Here is an 18547-nt window from a genome sequence, read left to right as displayed (position 1 = left end):
TCCGGCTTACTTTTATTTAAAAAAATGTTGCAGGATAGCGAATATGGCAAATACTCAATAAAGGACGCAGTAAGCCTGGAGGTTACATGACAATTCGAGTACTGGTGGCTGATGATTCACGATTATCAAGACGAAGCGTTATCAAGGCTCTTCCACCTGAACTGGAGTTTGATATCAGTGAAGCATCGAATGGAAAAGAAGCCATTCAGCTGCTGGAAAAGTCAGATTATCAGCTCATGCTGTTAGACCTCACCATGCCGGAAATGGATGGTGTGGGCGTGCTGGAACACTTAACCGGTGCTCAGCGCAAACCCAATGTGATTGTTATCAGTGCTGATTTTCAGCCTGAAAAACAACGAATCGTAATGTCCCTGGGGGCATCAAAATTTATCCGCAAACCGCTGGATAAAGAAGAACTGGCCATGACCTTGTTTGAGCTGGGGTATCTATGAACACAGTCGCGCCTTTAAATGCAGATCAGCAGGATGCCCTGCAGGAACTGCTGAATATTTCGATGGGACAGGCAGCTAATTCGCTGGCTCATCTGATTGAAACAAAAATTGGTATCTCAATACCCAAGATTGCTTCTGTGACGCCAGAGCAACTGTTCTCAATCATTGCCGAAGAGTCTGGTGCCTACTATACCCGACAGTCATTTCTGGGTGATGTTCAGGGTGAGGTCATGTCGGTTATCTCACAGCAGGGGTTAAGCGAGGTCGGGGCTTTACTTGAGTACGATGAGCCTTTATCCAAGAATGATGTCGAAGAAATCATTCTTGAACTGTCCAACATTCTGGCTGGTGCTTGTCTGGCGGGGCTGGCAGAACAGCTGGAACTGAAAACGAATTTAAATATGCCCACGCTGTTTTCTCCTAAGCGGGCTAATTTTGTTGAATTGCAGTGGCTAAATAGTCTGGTGATGGAAGTCCAGTTTGATATTGAATTGTCATCCTTTTCAATGCGGGTAGTATTTTGTCTTGATGACTCTTCATTGAATGTGCTGACTGAGACGATTGATGAGTTATTAGGATAAATGTTTAGTCAGCTCGTAGAAAAACTTCCTGTTGGTATCTGCGTGGTTAACCAAGACTATGAAATCCAATTCCTGAATGATTTTTTTCTGGACCGGATGAGTAGTCACTGGCGCGCCAAATACAAAGGTAATCAACTGGCCGATATTTTCCCCGAGCAGGTTAAATTTTTAAAGCGCCGTATCAAGTCGGTGTTTGTACTGCAGCATCCCAGCTTCAGTTACTGGGAGCAACGCCCGCACGTTTTTCCTTTTAAAAGTTCCCGGCCGATTACCGGCGAAGAAATGCAGATGTTTCAGAACATGGAAATTGTGCCGCTGACCGCCAGCGACGGTGAGCGGCTTGCCTGTCTGATTTTGCAGGATGTGACCGCTCAGGCCAGCTATTTTATCGCCCAGCAAGATTTTTCCTCAGCCTTAAAACGAGAACATGAAGAACAGCTTGCACTAATCAAAAAGCTGGATACCGCGCAAAGCCAGCTGATTCAGGCTGAAAAAATGGCATCCACCGGCCAGCTTGCTGCCGGTATCGCCCATGAGATCAATAATCCCATTGGTTTTGTTTCTGCCAATCTGGATACATTAAAACAATACAGCTTTCATTTAATTCAGCTATGCGATGCATTAGCCGACAAGCTACAAACCGGTTCGGGTGAGCTGGCAGATTTTGCCAATGAAACACTGAACTCGTTCCACTATGAACTTCTCAAAGAAGATATGGCGCCTTTGGTCGATGAGTCTACCGAAGGGCTAAGCCGGGTCAGGGATATTGTTGAAAATCTCAAACAGTTCGCGCTTGAGAAAAGCGGTGGCTGGCAATTGGTGAATATCCACGAAACCGCAGAGCAGCTCATCCAGCTCATCAGTGCTCAGTACAAAACGCCGGTTTATAAGGTGCAGTGTGAACCGGAAAATCTGCAAATCTTTTGTGACCCCGGAGGCATGAAACAGGCGCTGACCAATATCGTGATGAATGCGGCCCAGTCAATCGATACCAAAGGCTTTGTAAAAATTGACATTAAAGCCGGCGCTCAATGGGTAAAAATCAAAATTATTGATAGCGGCAGCGGCATTTCACAGGATAACCTGAAAAAAGTTTTCGACCCGTTTTTCACTACGAAGCCAGAAGGCATGGGACAGGGACTGGGTTTATCTGTGGCCTATACCGCTATTGAAAGACATAAGGGTAAAATTTCTGCCAGTAGCAACCCAGGTCGTGGTACTGTATTTGAAATCATCGTTCCGCTACATGCTGCTGAGCAACAAAGCGCAGCCTGTTAACAGGGACCTTCTGACAGGAATATCAGATGGAACAGGAAGAGTTATTCCCCTTGCTCTGTCGGACCGCTAAGGGCGAACAAGCGGCATTTGCAGAGCTTTACCAACGTACCAGCGGACAGCTTTTTGCTGTTGTATTAAAAGTTATCCGGCACAATGCGCTGGCCGAAGAAGCTTTACAGGAAGCCTATATTCAAATCTGGCATCATGCTTCTGGCTATCATCAGGGCCGGGGGACGGTGCTCACCTGGATGGTCAGTATTGCCCGCTACCGGGCACTGGATACAATACGCTACCGAGCCACCAGGCCTGAAATTAACACTGAGCATGACCTGCATCCCGTTGACGAACAATCTCCCTTCATTCCTACCCAGGACCGGCTCAAAGAATGCTTATATGAGATTGAACAGGAACAGCGCCAGGCCATTCATCTGGCCTATTTTCATGGTATGAGTCATCGTGAGGTCGGTGTTCACCTCCAGTCACCGTTAGGGACAGTAAAAAGCTGGATTCGGCGCGGTCTGGAACAACTTCATCGGTGCCTGAGTTAATGAATTATCTGAAAACAGAATTACGTGATGCACTGGCTGCAAGTTACGTTTTAGGAACATTGCAAGGGCCTGCGCGTCGGCGCTTTGAAAAGCTGATGATGCGCTATGAATCACTGCGGCAGGCTACCTGGTATTGGGAACAGCAGCTGAATCAGTGGGCTGAGGCTCTGCCACCGGTGACTCCCCCCGCATCAGTCTGGGCAGGCATTGATAAGCGACTCAATGCATCAACTTCACCCACGGCTTCTTCAGCGCCAGCAACCCCGTGGAAATGGATAAGTGGTATCGCCGTAGCGGCCGCACTTATACTGGCTGTGCTGTTGATACAACCGGTATCACACCAGCCGGCATCTCCTGAATACGTTGCTGTGTTAGCGGCCAAAAATGCCCCCCCTTTGTGGTTAATTGAAGCGCAAAGCCGCAAGTTAATTATTCGCCCCACAGCTGAGCTTCCGCGTATGAAAAACAGTGACTATGAACTGTGGATAGTTCCGGCAAATGGTAACAGCCCGATATCCCTTGGTGTACTGAGTCAAACTACCGCCTTGTCGGTTTCACTGACTGATACATTCGATATATCTGGTATTAAAGCATTGGCGATCAGCAAAGAGGCCATAGGTGGATCGAAAAACGGTGCTCCTACTGAAGTTTTGTATCTCAGTAGCCTGACCAGAGTAACTAGTTAAAATATTTAAAAACGCAAACTTTATGACATTAACTTAAGTTAACTATTTATTTACAATAATTTGCATCCAATCTGATCTCCCCCCCGTATGGCTTGTACAGTAAATAAGCAAATAAGGAAAATCCAATGCTTAAAGTCAAGCCACTTGCTACTGCCATTGCCGGAATTTTAGTTGTTTCAGCAGCCTCTGCTTCAAGTCACCGTGAAGCCCCCAACATTGCCCGCTCACCTACGCTGGACTCAACTGACTTCTATATGTTTAACAGTTATGAGTCTGGCCGTGAGGGGTATGTGACCATGATTGCCAACTATATTCCGTTACAGGATGCCTATGGCGGTCCCAATTACTTTGCTATGGATCCGGCAGCCGTTTATGCCATTCATATTGATAATGATGGTGATGCAGTTGAGGACCTGACTTTTACCTTCTCTTTTAACAATGCTCTGGCCGCTGATGGCGAGGGTATTGCGCTACCGGTTGGTCCCGAAGGCGAACAGAAGATGGTTAAAGTCCCCCTTAAAAATGTGGGGCCGGTGTCTGCCGATGATGCTTCAGCAGCGAATTTTATGGAAACCTACAACATGACGCTTGTCAGCGGTGATATGCGTAGTGGCACCCGCTCTTCACTGGCTCCGCAGCAAGGAGATGGATTTAAAAAGCCACTGGACTATATCGGTGATAAAACGTTTACCAGCACAGAAGAATATGCCCGTTATGCAGGCCAGTTTGTGTATAACTTCACCATGGAAGGATGTGAGCAGCCGGGTCGGGTTTTTGTTGGCCAGCGTAAAGACCCTTTTGTGGTGAATCTGGGCGATACTTTTGATCTGGTTAACTATGTACCGGTGGAAGGTGACAGTGCGCCTGGCGCTGATGATGACGGCGGCTTTCCCGGGGGTATCACACAAGACAGTGCCAATGATGATTTAAAAGACAAAAACGTGACTTCAATTGCGGTAGAGGTACCGGCCAGCTGTGTCACTGGTGAGGGTAACGGCGTTATTGGTGGCTGGACCACCGCTAGTTTACCGCAAGCCAGAATTTTGAATCCCAACGCGACCTATGCCAAACCCGAGGTGAATGGTGGTGCGATGACACAGGTATCCCGCCTGGGCAGTCCGCTGGTAAACGAACTGGTTATTGGAATTGGCGATAAAGATCGCTTTTCTACCTCCGCTCCGGCTCAGGACGGTCAGTTTGCTGATTATGTGACTAATCCGGTGTTACCTGAGCTACTCAATATTCTGTTTAAAGATGCCGTTAACCAGACGCTGGGCGCTGAACTGGAAACACTGGCACCGACCAACTTCCCGCGAACCGACCTGGTTACCGCTTTTTTAACCGGGTTTGAAGGGGTAAACCAGATGGCAACCGTGACGCCTTCTGAAATGCTGCGCCTTAACACCGGCATCCCCGCCACGCCGGCTGACGAGCAGTCTGCTTTTGGTGTTGCTGGCGATGATCTGGCAGGCTTTCCCAACGGACGTCGTCCGGGCGATGATGTGGTAGATATTGCTCTGCGCGTAGTAATGGGTCGCCTGTGTCATCCCATTCCGGTCAATGGTGAAGATACCGATCTGGGCCTGTGTGCCCCCGAAGATGCCAATGTGGGTACAGTGGCCTTTACTGATGGCGCACCGCTGGATGCTTCGATGATTGGTACTCAGTTTCCTTACCTGATGACACCGATTTCGGGCTCAGCAGAATAAGGAGAATGCTATGCGATATTCATTTTTACTCGCTGCCGGTGCCAGTTTGATGCTAAGCGGCTGCTTTGATGATGACGACGATGATTACCAGGCTCCTGCTGAAAACACTGCGCCGGAGGCCATATCAGAGGCGTTTGCCACTCAGGTTGATACCCCTTTAACCGACAGCCTCAGCGGTAACGATGCAGATGGCGATACACTGGCCTTTGCGCTGGGTGAGGAACCTATGCTCGGTGAGGTGGAGGTAGCTGACGATGGCAGTTTCACTTACACACCGGATGAGGAAGCAACCGGTGAAGACAGCTTTACCTTTACTGTTTCAGATGGCACTGCCGATCCGGTGACCGGTACCATCTCCATCACCATTGAAGCAGAACAGGTGGCGTTTTCTTCTTACTCCAGAGCAGCGTTTGAACAGGACCCGGATGATAAACCGCTACCGCTAAATGGCAGGGATGTTACTCAGGATGTGGAAGATCCTGATAACTACAGTGATCTGCTGGAGCAGTAATGGATGTCGGCCAGGGAAGGCCGTTTTAAAGGATACATCATGAAGCAATTTGTATTACTTTTTGTTGCGCTGCATATGCCCGGTTCGGGTATTGCAGAGCAGCTTTTTCCACAACCCCAGGATGTCATTGCATCCTGGCAACCTGCCAACACTCTTCTCACGGCCCGTCAGGCTAACCAATTACTCGATGAAGCCAGCCGGCTTAACGATCCTGGCTATGGCACGGCTCGGGTAGAACACACTCTTATCCGCCGGCAACAACAGGGCGAACTGGCCCGTGATCTGATTTATGTAAAGGCCAGGGTGCTACAGCGTAATCATCAGTTTGCCGAGGCGGCCGCGTTATTATCGGGTCTGGATGATCCCGCTTCCAGACTGCTGCTGGCTACGGTGAATAACAACCTTGGCCGGTTTGATGAGGCCATCAGCGCCTGTAAAGCACTGACCGGAAAAGTCAGTCATGCCATCATGCTGACGTGTTTGTTTGATGCCCGCTACCAGCAATCACCCGATGCGGCGCTGTATGAGCAGTTAAGCGCAGTTGCGCGTACCACTCAACGTGCACTGAATGACGCTCAGCAATTGTGGGTAAATAGTACTCTGGCTGCCATGGCTCTGGATCTGAATAAACCAACCGAAGCACTGCAGCATCTCAGGGATATCTCTGTGGCCCGTGCCCCGGTCAGCTCTGTGGCACTATGGGCGCAGGCTCACCTGCAACTGAAACAGCCAGCAACAGTGCTTAACCAGCTGGGCAGCCAGCTTGAATCACCTGCATCGGCTGACGATGCTATCCTGTTACTGCTGGCCAGGGCCAGTGTGCTCAACAACAGCGACCCACACTGGCAACAACTGGCCAGCCAGCGCATTGACCAGCGTAAATGGCGTAAAGACTGGTCCCACGCTGCCTACATAGCCGAGTATCATCTGTATATTGATCACCATAGCGACCAGGCCAGGTATTATGCCAGTAAGAACTGGCAACAGGCTAAAGGCCTCGCCGACCGGCGCTTACTTCAACAGACTGGTGCAGCCGGAGAGTCACTATGAAAATAGTTTATCAGTGGCTGGCCGGCTTCGTGCTGTTGGTGTCATCGGCCGCCAGTGCCCATGAACTGAGTAATGCTTATCTGGCGTTACAGGACAATAAAGGGCTGTTGCAAGGAACCCTGTCACTCAAACCGTTTGATTTAGAGCAGCAGATCGGACTGGATGCCAACGCCGACGGCAACCTGACCTGGCAGGAGGTATTGTCAGCCCGGGAACAAATCGGACACTATATTAATACTGCTGTGACTATTCGTAATGGCGATGCGCCCTGCCCGTTAACCGCCGGTGATATCACCTTACACAATCTCGCCGGTCAAACGCTGATTCAGCAGCAATTTACCACAGAGTGCGCAACAGCCGGCCCGCTTACAGTAAGCTACCCGGGTGCAGCCAGTGCCGGCTCTGGCCATAAGTTACTGCTGACGGCATCGTTAAGTGACCAGCCTTCCACCTACATGTTATCAGCCCAGCAGACGCAGATTAGCCTTGACCGTCAGGGGCAATCAGCATGGCAGGTCGCTAAGGACTTTATCTACGAAGGCATCATTCATATCTGGATTGGTGTTGACCATATCCTGTTTCTGGTAGTGACCCTCCTCACGGTCAATCTGATCCGAAAACAGGGCCACTGGCATGCTGAGCCGGCCAAGCGGGTCATTGTGCGGCGAACCATCTACCTGGTTACCGCCTTTACCCTGGCCCACTCTCTGACACTGACCACCACCGCCCTGGGCTGGTACGCTCCGTCAAGCCGTTGGGTCGAAATTGGTATTGCGTTGTCGGTGCTGGCCACTGCCCTGAATAACCTATGGCCACTGGTGCATCGGTTGGGCTGGATCACCTTTGCCTTCGGGCTGTTACACGGAATGGGATTTGCCAGCGTGTTTGGTGAATTGCAGGCCAGTGCATCCATGCCACTAGTGAGTATAGCCGCGTTTAATATCGGGGTAGAGATTGGGCAGCTGGTGATCGTGGCGGTATTATTACCGCTGCTGGTGTTACTGCGCCATGTGCGTGCCTATACCCGAATGATTATGCCGGCCACCTCGTCAGTGATTGCACTCATCGCGCTGTCCTGGGCTATTCAGCGCTGGTAAGTACTTACCCTTTTTTGAATAGCGCCGGCTTGCCGGTTACCGAGTCCATCGCATCAAGCGATGGACCGTTATACTCATCCATAATGAGATCAACGGTCTGCTGGCCATAGAGGGTAAACCATAAATCCCCCATATCTTTAAGTTTTTTAATATTGTCAGCGCTGATGTCATCCATGGCATCGTCAGGCGGGTTAGGCATTCCGGGCTGCTCCCGCATCAGGGCATTCACGCGAATGCACCGGCCCTGCTCGAGTAATGACAGCATCTGATACGTCACCAACTGTTCATCTGATAACACATCGATCAAATGTCCCTGACGCATCCATTGCAAGGCGCCCCACTTCTGACTGGCGGGTCCGTTTGTTTTGCGAGCCTGCTTGCCTGTGCCCACCGATATCATGCGAATTGAATTTAATGGCGTGTCTGCCCATAAACGCCGAGCCTCAGCCAGTGCGCACATTGCCGGGTTATTTGCCACTACGCCACCATCGATCAGCCAGCGGGTTTGATTATCTGGCGGAAATAACAAGGGGCGGCTGGGAAAATAGGTGGGCGCTGCGGTAGACGCATCGGCAATAGCCGCGCTGGATAAGCCCAGATGATGCGGCTCGGTGGATTTAATGATAACCGGCTGATGATACTCAACCCCGTAGGTGATCGCCATGGCATGACGATGTGATGCCACAGCCTGCTGTAGTGTGGCTTCAGCAAAATATTCTTTCAGCACCCGGGTTTTGCCCGCACTTTCATATTTAGGGGCATTCACCCCATCCCATTCCAGGAAGCCACGATTTTCGGTAAAAATCGTCCGGGCATTGCGCGCATTGTACAGCGCGTTGATTTTTTTCATCGACAGATTCGTGGTGGCCAGCGCCAGAGCAATGATAGCCCCGGTGCTAGTACCGGCATAAAAATCGACCCGGTCGCGTAAGCTGACCTGATGCTGTGCCTGCAATGCCTGCTCTACCCGGGCCAGAAACTGTGTTGCTGCCGCGCCGCGAATACCACCACCATCAATACAAAGAATAAGTTTGCTCATATCATCATGTTTAGTCTGGCTTTTTTCCCACAATACGCTGAGCACTGTACAAGTCAACTTGAACTACCGCATGCCAGGGGAGGGCCAGCTAGTTATTCATAACAACACCTAAGCATTGTTTTAAGTCAGGCAAAAAGGCCTGTCACAGTTGTTATACGCAGTCCACAGTTCTATCATAGCGCCCGTGATATCTGGTTTGTTGACAATAAAAAGAGAAAAAATTTTTGAACAGGCATCGTGGCCTTTCCGCTTATCTGAGAAGTAAGCGTTTGGCGTTACACGCATTTTTACTGATTACCCTGGTAATTCCACTGACATCTGTGGCGCAGTCGCTGACCGACTGGCCGGTGTCGGTACTCACCCACTTGCAGGCTGTTCGGGACAATCCCCAGCATGTGCTTGATCGTACGCTTCCGCTGCTACCCGCCACCACTGACCATGTAGACAGAGCCGGACTGCACTTTGTGATGAGCAGGGCCTATGCCGCTCTCATCCTTCATGAAAAAGCTCTGGAACAGGCCAATCAGGCATTACAGTTACTAGATAAAAAAAACCAGCCCTGGCTCTATGCCTATGCTCAGCTGGCCCGCGCCGATGCACTCAAAGGACTGGGCAAAGCCCGGGAAGGTGAGACCGATCTGACGGCCGCCAAGCAATGGGCGGATCATAACGAAACCCATGAGCTTCAGGCCTATGCCCTGAGTGTGGCCGGTTACCTGAACCTGACGCTGAGTGAAACTGACAAGGCCCTGGCTAACTTTCAGACCGGGTACCGACTGGCTGAGCAGCATGATTTACGGATCTCCCCAGCCGATTTCAGTGGCATGATTGCGCTGGTTTATGAATACCGGGACGAGCCGTCACTGGCGATTCCTTACTTTAAGCAGGCGGAAGCCTATTACCGTTCAGCCAATTTACGTCTGGAGCTGGCCAATACCCTGTTTGGTCTGGGCCGTAGCAAGCTGAAGCTAAACCAGCGGCAGGAAGGTCTGCAACTTCTGGTGGAGTCAGCAAGACTGGCCATTGATATTCATGATATACAGGGCGCCGCCTACAGCTATCAGCAAATATCTGAAGCCCTGATTGAACGCGGCAAACTGACTGAAGCCAAAGACTATCTTGAAGATGCCCTGACATTATTTAAGGAAGCCGGAAATCCCTTTCAGCAGATTGGCGTGCTGCTGAGCCAGGCCAGAATTCAGTTGATCGAAGCCAATAATATCGAGGCGCTGGAACGGCTTAATCTGGCCAGTGGACTGGCCGTCGGCGATGCTTTTTTGCCTTACAATATTCAGATCAACAAGCTTAAGGCAGAGGCCCTTGCTGCCAGGGATAATTATGAACAAGCTTACTCGCTGATTCTGACCATGCTGGAGGATGAGCACCGTCTGCAACAGGAAAAAAACAGTCAGCGTCTGATTAAGTTAAAAACCGCTTTTGAAACAGAGCAGCAGCGAGCCCAGAATGCTCTACTAAAAGAACAGAATCTGCGACAGCAAACACAGCTGGACCGGGAACGGGAGCAACAAAAGTACACTGCCGTGGTGGTGGCGCTACTGTGCATTATCTCTGTGCTGCTGTTCTGGCAGTACCGGATAGGACAAAAACATCAGCGCCGGCTTGAACGACTGGCCAACCATGATGGCTTAACCGGTCTGCTGACTCGTCGCAAGACTATGGAGGATGTGGGTCAGCAGCTGAGTCTGGCGCATCGTCATAATGAGTATATGTCACTGGCCCTGCTGGATCTTGACCACTTTAAGCGCATCAACGATACCTTCGGCCATCAGGCGGGTGATGATGTGCTTAAAGGCGTGGCAAAACTGGCTGCCAAGACGTTCCGGGGGACCGACATTTTAGGTCGGGTCGGCGGCGAGGAGTTTTTATTTGCTTTTCCTCATACGCCCGTTGAGGATGCAGAAGCGATGCTGGCAAAATTTGCCGAGGCAGTAAAACTGATACCTGACCGTATTTCCCGCCCGGATATTACGTTATCGGTGTCTGCCGGGCTGGTTAACGGAAGCTTCGATGAGGATCCGGAGCGTTTGATGGCACTCGCCGATGAAGCACTATACTCGGCCAAAGAAGGAGGCCGTGACCAGATTCACGTCTATCATCCGACAGGCCAGCATGGCAGCCTCTGAAGAACCGATCTACGGCAAAGGGTTTATTCTTACCCGCCGGGTCGTCCGGCGACAGCATCATGAACTAATAGAATTATGGCTGGCCACGGATACCGGACCGGTCTGCCTGCATTCGCCGCCACAAACGAATGTATGCTTTGTTACCCAAACGCAGGAGCAGGCTGCCCGGACAGCTTTGCGTCATCACACCAGCCGGATAACGTTTGAGCAGACAGCATTAAAAACATTATCCGGTCATCCGTTAGCTCTCATCAGATTCAGCCCCGACATCACCAGTCATGCTTTGCGCGCCAGTCTTGAGCATGCCGGCATCACCGCATACGAGGCGGATATTAAATTAACCGACCGCTTTTTAATGGAGCGTTTTGCCTACGGCGGTGTGTCGTTCAAAGCCCGGCCGGGTATAGACAATGTACTGACTGACGCGGCCGTAAAAGGCGCTCAGTACCGCCCCGCACTTACCACCCTGAGTCTGGATATTGAATGTGATGAGCATGAAAACCTGTTCTCTGTGGGTCTGGCATCGCCGCGCTGCAAAAAGGTACTGATGATCAGTGAGCATCCGGTTCAGGCCGCGCCTGCCGACGAATTTGACATCGAGCACTGCACAGATGAACACGCGCTGCTTGAGCGGCTTGTTTATTGGGTAACCCGCACTGATCCGGATGTGATCACCGGCTGGAATGTAAAACAGTTTGATATGGCAGTACTGGCGCGTCGCGCTGAGCGCACCGGTCAGCCTCTGACGCTGGGCAGAAATGGATTGTCGCTGTCAGTGCGTGTTATGGCTAACGGTCAGACATTGGTGGAGTTACCCGGAAGAAGTGTTATCGATGGTATTGATGCGCTTAAAACCATGACCTATCAGTTTGAAAGTTTCTCGCTGGATCAGGTTGCCAGCGAGCTTCTGGGCGAACAAAAGCTCGTTCACGAAACTGATCAACTGGCGGCTATCAAGCACTTGTATCGTGAAGCGCCTGCCACGCTGGCCAGGTATAATTATCAGGACTGTGTGCTGGTCAATAAGATTGCCGATCACACTCAGTTTGTCGATTTTCTGATTCTGCGCAGTACTCTGACTGGCCTGGATATGACACGGCCAGGCGGCTCGGTAGCGGCGTTTATTAATGTTTACCTGCCTCATCTGCATCGCGCCGGGTATATCAGTGGTGTGCGGCCACACAACGGTGGGCTGGCCTCACCGGGTGGATATGTGATGAGTTCCAGGCCCGGTTTGTATGACTACGTGCTGGTGCTGGATTATAAAAGCCTGTATCCGTCGATTATCAGAACCTTCAAAATTGATCCTCTGGGGCTGGCTGAAGGACTGGCTAATCCGGATACCGCTATCGCCGGTTTCAGGGGAGCCTGTTTTTCGCGTACAGAGCATTTTCTGCCGGCCATTATCGAAAATCTTTGGAAACAACGGGACGAGGCCAAAAGGCTCAACGATCAACCCCGCTCGCAGGCGATTAAGATTCTGATGAACTCTTTTTATGGCGTACTGGGCAGCGGTGGATGTCCGTTTTATGATCCCCGCCTGGCCAGCTCCATCACATTGCGGGGGCATGAAATTATGCAAACCACTGCAAAATGGATTGAGGCAGCCGGGCATGAAGTGATCTATGGTGACACTGATTCTACGTTTGTGCACTTGTCGGGCATACAGGATCGTGAGCAGGCCAAACGCATCGGTAAAGCACTGGAATCTATGATTAATGAACGCTGGCACAACACTCTGCAGCACGAATTCAACCTCCCCTGTCATTTGGAGATCGAGTTTGAAACTTGTTTCGACAGATTTTTTATGCCCACCATTCGCGGCTCAGAACAAGGCAGTAAAAAGCGTTATGCAGGGTTAACCAGCCATAACGGACAACAAAAGCTGGTATTCAAAGGACTGGAGAATGTTCGGTCCGACTGGACCATGATGGCCAAGCAGTTTCAGGAAACCTTATATTCCTTGATATTCAATGACAAACCGGTGGAGGAATTTATCAAACATACTGTCGCCGCTATCAGAAACGGCGAAGTGGACAGTCAGCTGATTTATCGTAAGCGCCTGCGTAAGCCATTAAGTGAATACACCCGTTCTGTGCCACCGCATGTTAAAGCAGCGCAAGCCGCAGAAATTGCTAACCGGCAGCTCGGCAGACCAGCCCAGTACAATAGCAGAAGTAGTGTGTATTATGTGATAACGCAGGCTGGCCCACAGGCCACAGACCATCAACAGGCGCGTCTTGACTATGAACATTATATTGAAAAACAGATTCGCCCTATCGCCGACAGTATTTTGCCGGCTATCGGATTGTCTTTCGACGCACTCACTGATAATCAACTTGGATTATTTTGACATTTACTTATATAAATAAATCTTATATTACTGTATTTTAACGCCTCATAATGTCGTTCAACGGAGTTATGGTGTAGTTTTATCAATAATCTATTAACTTGTAGCCAACAGTTATGAAGGTTTTTAAGTAAAAAAACTACGAATTTGATGCTCTTTTTTTTCTTTCCGGCGTATCAGTAGTAATAATAAAAAAGTTGCCCTTCCAATATTGTCCATGCATTAGGACGAAATACCATGGCTTGCTTATATGTCACTATGTAGTTCAAGCACACACTTATACCCAGCTATGGTCCAACAACTCGATATTCACTGAATGACATGTTTTTGAAGGAAATAAAATGAACGACGCGGTGAAAAGTACGCTATCTTTCCACGCCAGCCTGCTGCTATTTTCGTTAATGGCCAGTACTCTGTTTTTTGTATTTGAGTTTATTGCAAAACCACAGATACTAATGGGCACCGTTGTTTCATTTATCTCACTTGAGTTTATGTTTTTCATTAAAACCCGGATTTTGCCCAAGGAAAAACGCTCGGCCCAGCAAAATCTGTGACTTAGTGCCACATCACGAAGATAGCAGCAATAGCGATAAGCAAAAGTCCGGAGACTTCATCCCGGGTAACTTTTTGCTTCAACCACACCGTAGCAATCACTATCGTAAACAGCACTTCTGTTTGCCCGAGCGTTTTCACGTAGGCAACATACTGCAACGCCATAGCACCAAACCAGGCGATAGACCCTAGGCAACTACAGATACTGGTTGCCATCAGTAAAGTTCGAGACTGCCATAGTGCCGTTAGTGCCTGTTTTTGAGTAAGACCAACATAACTCGTCAGACATACAGTCTGAATACATAGTACGGTAAGTAGCACCCATGCAGCATTGTAGGGAAAACCGATATTCAGAGTGAGGGATGCTTCGCGCACAAATAATGAGGTCAGTGCAAAGCAGGTTCCGCAAGCCAGTCCAATCAATACAACTTTAAGACTTAGCGTATCTTTTTGCCGTGCGCCGCTTAATACAAAGACGGCAACCGCTCCAATGCCAATCCCAAACCAGCCCGACAGGGTTAATTCACTACCAAAAAATAAGCTTCCCAGCACGCCGGCTACCAGTGCTTCGCTCTTGGCCAACCCGGCTCCCACTGCAAAATTGCGTTGTTTAAACAGCATCACCATCAGTGATGTGGCTGCCATTTGCAGAAACGCTGCTCCCACCACATACACCCAGAATGATAATGAGAACGTCGGGATAGCTGTATCCTGCCATTGATACAAACCAAACAAATATGCACCAGCAATGGGTGGGGCAAGTAAAAAGCGGGACAAAGTGACCCCGGCAGTCGTAACTCCCTGCTGGCTTAATTTACTTTGAAAGGCATTTCTGAAGGTTTGCAGAATAACGGCACAAAAGGTAAGAAGGATCCAGCTCAATGAGGTGACCTGCTGAAGCACAAAAAAATGAGTGTATCACAACTGGATTTTAGTTTTACGCAAGGTCTGACTGGTAGTTGCTGGCAGGTAGCTTTTTCATATTGCCCTATATATATGACATGACGAATATCAGGTAACCATAGTGAAAAAACGGTTAATTACTGATTAAACTCAAAAATTTTTTAAGGCATAAATAATGAAAGTGAATGTGTGTAATAAAAAACCCTCATGCAGTTATTCGGGGGCCTGGACACATTTAGGAGAAATGATGAAAAAGCTTACACTGACCATTGCAGTTTCCGGTTTACTGTCTTCTGCAGCATTCGCAAACCACCATATGGATAAAGTCTCTCATTCGTTCAGCTCGCTGGACGAAAACCAGGACGGGGTCATTATGATGGATGAAGCAGAGAATAAACCTATCGCCGACTATTTTAGCGATATGGATAAAGACACCAATGACCAGATTTCCAAAAATGAATTTATTGCTTATATGCAAGCTAATAAGCAGGCTTTTGCATCGCAAATGAAAGACAAGGTCGCGATGTCAAAAAGCAAAGCTGACAGTGCAATTAATGCGTCACCGAAAGAGCTGAAAACGCAGGAAACCGAAACCTACACCAGTCATGGCGACATGGGTGATGCCGATGTACGTAACAATGCAGAAATGGCTGGTACCCACAGTGCCAAAATGAAAGCAGCCAAAGCTTTTGCAAAAGTTGATACCGACAGCGATGGCATGGTAACCAAGGAAGAAGCGCAGATGGCCGGTGCTCAACAGGCCTTTGTTGACATGGACTCTAATCAGGACGGCATGGTATCTAAGGAAGAGTTTGTCACTCATCACCAGCAAATGAGCGAGTAACCCATTGGCACGATAATGTTGCCCCTCTCGTCGTCCCGGAATTGCGTAGCAATGTCCGGGATCTCTTTGGGAACATGACTAACTTTGAAAGATGACGTTTTACTCCCCCGTCGTCCCGGAATCGCACAGCGATATCCGGGATCTCTTTAGGGACATGACTAACTTTGAAAGATGATGTTTTACTCCCGCCCGTCGTCCCGGAATCGCAAAGCGATATCCGGGATCTCTTTTGGGACATGGCTACCTATAAAAGATAATTTTTTCCTCCTCCCGTCGTCCCGGAATCGCAAAGCGATATCCGGGATCTCTTTGGGAACATGGCTACCTATAAAAGATGATGTTTTCCCCCTCCCGTCGTCCCGGAATCGCAAAGCGATATCAGGGAACTTTATGGAACATGGCTACCTATCAAAGATGATGTTTTGTATCAGCCAGACTGTTTACGAGACCCCTGCTTTCGCAGGGGCGACGGTATAAAGGAAATCTCCGTTGGCTCCGGATGACAGTAGGTAGTTTCAGCGCCCACCTATGGTGTGTCACAACCTTAAACAAATAATGCTTCAATCCCCCGTCGTCCCGGAATCGCAAAGCGATATCCGGGCTCTCCTTTGGAAACATGGCTACCTATCAAAGATGATGTTTTGAATCAGCCAAACTGTTCACGAGATCCCCGTTTTCACGGGGACGACGGTATTAAGGAGCCTTCGCTTTCACGGACATGGCGGTAGGTCGTATCAGGGGCTTCCGTGGAACTTTCCCCTCAAATAAATAATGCCTTCACCTCCCGTCATCCCGGAATCGCGAAGCGATATCCGGGATCTCCTTGGGAACATGACTGCCTATCAAAGATAATGTTTTGCATCAGCCAGGCTGTTCACGAGATCCCCGTTTTTACGGGGATGACGGAAGGTAGTATCAGGGGCTTCTGTGAATGTCCCCCCTCAAATAAATGACGCCTTCCACTCCCGTCGTCCCGGAATCGCATACCGATATCCGGGATCTCCTTGGGGACATGGCGAGCTGTAAAAGATAATGTTTTACATCGGCCAGACTGTTCACGAGGTCCCCTTTTGCACGGGGATGACGGAAAGTCGGGGACCCCAATAAATGATGCTTTCCCCTTCCGTCATCCCGGAATCGCGAAGCGATATCCGGGATCTCCTTTGGGAACATGGCTACCTATCAAAGATGATGTTTTGCATCAGCCAGACTGTTCACGAGACCCCTGCTTTCGCAGGGGCGACGGTGTATAGGAGGTCTCCGTTGGCTCCGGATGACAGTAGGTAGTTTCAGCGCCCACCTATGGTGTGTCACAACCTTAAACAAATAATGCTTCAATCCCCCGTCGTCCCGGAATCGCAAAGCGATATCCGGGATCTCTTTGGGAACATGACTACCTATAAAAAACGATGTTTTCCATCAGCCAGGCTGTTCACGAGATCCCCGTTTTCACGGGGATGACGGAGAGTCGGAAATCCCTGTTTTCGCAGGGGCGACGGTATGATAGAGATTCCCTTTTGCACGGGGATGATGTTTTACTCCCTCCCGTCGTCCCGGAATCGCATAGCGATATCCGGGATCCCTTTGGGAACATGACTACCTATCAAAGAGGATGTTTTACATCGGCCAGACTGTTCACGAGGTCCCCGTTTTCACGGGGACGACGGAAAGTTGTATCAGGGGCTTCTGTGGAATGTCCTCCCCTCAAATAAATGATGCCTTCCCCTCCCGTCGTCCCGGAATCGCAAAGCGATATCCGGGATCTCTTTGGGAACATGACTACCTATAAAAAATGATGTTTTACATCAGCCAGGCTGTTCACGAGATCCCCGTTTTCACGGGGATGACGGAAGGTTGTATCAGGGAGATTTATGGAACATGGCTACCTATCAAAGAGGATGTTTTAAATCAGCCAGACTGTTTACGAGATCCCCGTTTTCACGGGGACGACAGAAGGTTGTATCACGGAGCTTTATGGGAACATGACTACCTATCAAAGTTGATGTTTTACATCAGCCAGGCTGTTCACGAGGTCCCCGTTTTCACGGGGACGACGGAGAGTCGGAGATCTCTGCTTTCGCAGGGGCGACAGTATATTTGGTGTGTGTACAAGGAATTCATTACTCTTTGATAATACGACTCTCACATGGGGGCGGTGAACGGTGAGCGTAGCGAACGAGGGGTGCCGGTAGCACGCCGAGAGTGAAGCGCGCGAGGCATGGATGCCGAGCTGGACTATGCTTCAGGGATGAATAGATACTATAGATATCAGGCGGTGATAAATAACCCGAACAGCCCCGATGGGTTGGGTTTTCATATGATGTAGCGCAGCGTGCTGCGCATAAACGAAAAAAGCCCACTCAAATGAGTGGGCTTTCTCGTTTAAATAGGAGTCTGGCGGTGTGCTACTCTCACATGGGGGTTCTAAGCGGTCGTCGCAGACGATGAGGAATGCCCAATGGCATTCCGGGAGCGCAGAACGGTCGAGCTCTGCGAGACCATGGAAACCCGGCTTAGCCGCGGATGACCGCGAGGTGGCTGTGGCCGGTTTTCTGGCCTTAGAAACAACAAAGCCCACTCAATGAGTGGGCTATGATGTTTCTTTGAATTGGGAGTCTGGCGGTGTGCTACTCTCACATGGGGAAACCCCACACTACCATCGCCGCTAATACGTTTCACTTCTGAGTTCGGAATGGGATCAGGTGGGACCGTATCGCTATGGCCGCCAGACAAAACTGGTGGTTACCGATGTTTCATCGATAACGTACAATCTGGAAAAAACTGATATTCAATCAAAACTGAG

General features: G+C 49.7%; 15 protein-coding genes and 1 rRNA gene. 13 read left to right on the top strand and 3 right to left on the bottom strand.

Features of this window, described 5'->3' with window-relative positions:
• Positions 1-86: 86 nt before the first annotated feature.
• From EZV72_RS03445 to EZV72_RS03405, 9 genes are all read left to right on the top strand, one after another.
• Positions 87-452 carry a response regulator gene (locus EZV72_RS03445; protein ID WP_137165919.1) on the top strand — a complete coding sequence of 122 codons (366 nt, stop codon included), beginning with the start codon at positions 87-89 and terminating at the stop codon, positions 450-452.
• Positions 449-1033 carry a chemotaxis protein CheC gene (locus EZV72_RS03440; protein ID WP_137165918.1) on the top strand — a complete coding sequence of 195 codons (585 nt, stop codon included), beginning with the start codon at positions 449-451 and terminating at the stop codon, positions 1031-1033. Before EZV72_RS03445 ends, EZV72_RS03440 begins: the two co-directional genes overlap by 4 nt.
• Positions 1034-2311 (top strand): sensor histidine kinase, encoded by a 1278-nt coding sequence (locus EZV72_RS03435; protein WP_137165917.1) that lies wholly within the window; start codon positions 1034-1036, stop codon positions 2309-2311.
• A gap of 26 nt (positions 2312-2337) precedes the next feature.
• Positions 2338-2859, top strand: coding sequence for a sigma-70 family RNA polymerase sigma factor (locus tag EZV72_RS03430; RefSeq protein WP_137165916.1), 522 nt, complete (start codon positions 2338-2340; stop codon positions 2857-2859).
• Entirely contained in the window at positions 2859-3545 is a 687-nt protein-coding gene (locus EZV72_RS03425; RefSeq protein ID WP_137165915.1) for an anti-sigma factor, read from the top strand. Before EZV72_RS03430 ends, EZV72_RS03425 begins: the two co-directional genes overlap by 1 nt.
• A gap of 125 nt (positions 3546-3670) precedes the next feature.
• On the top strand, positions 3671-5254 hold the full coding sequence (locus tag EZV72_RS03420) for a DUF4331 domain-containing protein (protein WP_137165914.1): 1584 nt from the start codon (positions 3671-3673) through the stop codon (positions 5252-5254).
• Between the two features lie 10 nt (positions 5255-5264).
• On the top strand, positions 5265-5765 hold the full coding sequence (locus EZV72_RS03415) for an Ig-like domain-containing protein (RefSeq protein ID WP_137165913.1): 501 nt from the start codon (positions 5265-5267) through the stop codon (positions 5763-5765).
• 39 nt (positions 5766-5804) lie between these two features.
• Positions 5805-6815, top strand: coding sequence for a tetratricopeptide repeat protein (locus EZV72_RS03410; protein WP_137165912.1), 1011 nt, complete (start codon positions 5805-5807; stop codon positions 6813-6815).
• Positions 6812-7912, top strand: a complete 1101-nt coding sequence (locus tag EZV72_RS03405; RefSeq protein ID WP_137165911.1) for a HupE/UreJ family protein — start codon at positions 6812-6814, stop codon at positions 7910-7912. The genes EZV72_RS03410 and EZV72_RS03405 overlap by 4 nt, the downstream gene beginning before the upstream one ends.
• A gap of 4 nt (positions 7913-7916) precedes the next feature.
• Here the strand turns inward: EZV72_RS03405 and EZV72_RS03400 are convergent, their stop codons facing one another.
• Entirely contained in the window at positions 7917-8951 is a 1035-nt protein-coding gene (locus tag EZV72_RS03400; RefSeq protein ID WP_137165910.1) for a patatin-like phospholipase family protein, read from the bottom strand.
• Positions 8952-9220: 269 nt separating this feature from the next.
• Between EZV72_RS03400 and EZV72_RS03395 the strand changes: the two genes are divergently transcribed.
• The 3 genes from EZV72_RS03395 (at position 9221) to EZV72_RS03385 (ending at position 13999) form a co-directional block, all read left to right on the top strand.
• A complete protein-coding gene (locus tag EZV72_RS03395) occupies positions 9221-11095 on the top strand; it encodes a GGDEF domain-containing protein (protein ID WP_137165909.1) in 1875 nt (624 codons plus the stop codon).
• Positions 11082-13448 carry a DNA polymerase II gene (locus EZV72_RS03390; protein WP_137168644.1) on the top strand — a complete coding sequence of 789 codons (2367 nt, stop codon included), beginning with the start codon at positions 11082-11084 and terminating at the stop codon, positions 13446-13448. The genes EZV72_RS03395 and EZV72_RS03390 overlap by 14 nt, the downstream gene beginning before the upstream one ends.
• A 338-nt stretch (positions 13449-13786) precedes the next feature.
• On the top strand, positions 13787-13999 hold the full coding sequence (locus EZV72_RS03385; RefSeq protein WP_137165908.1) for a hypothetical protein: 213 nt from the start codon (positions 13787-13789) through the stop codon (positions 13997-13999).
• 1 nt (position 14000) lies between these two features.
• On the opposite strand, the gene EZV72_RS03380 is transcribed toward EZV72_RS03385, so the two are convergent.
• Positions 14001-14879 (bottom strand): DMT family transporter, encoded by an 879-nt coding sequence (locus tag EZV72_RS03380; RefSeq protein WP_137165907.1) that lies wholly within the window; start codon positions 14877-14879, stop codon positions 14001-14003.
• 268 nt (positions 14880-15147) lie between these two features.
• On the opposite strand from EZV72_RS03380, the gene EZV72_RS03375 reads away from it, so the two are divergent.
• On the top strand, positions 15148-15744 hold the full coding sequence (locus tag EZV72_RS03375) for an EF-hand domain-containing protein (protein ID WP_217495176.1): 597 nt from the start codon (positions 15148-15150) through the stop codon (positions 15742-15744).
• A 2614-nt stretch (positions 15745-18358) separates the two neighbouring features.
• Here EZV72_RS03375 and rrf read toward each other — a convergent pair.
• Positions 18359-18474, bottom strand: a 5S ribosomal RNA gene (gene rrf / locus EZV72_RS03370).
• Positions 18475-18547: the final 73 nt, after the last annotated feature.

Origin of the sequence: Salinimonas lutimaris (assembly GCF_005222225.1) — a bacterium.
GTDB classification, from domain to species: domain Bacteria; phylum Pseudomonadota; class Gammaproteobacteria; order Enterobacterales; family Alteromonadaceae; genus Alteromonas; species Alteromonas lutimaris.
Note: the sequence above shows the minus strand (reverse complement) of the source record. Positions and strands in the feature narration are given on the sequence as shown.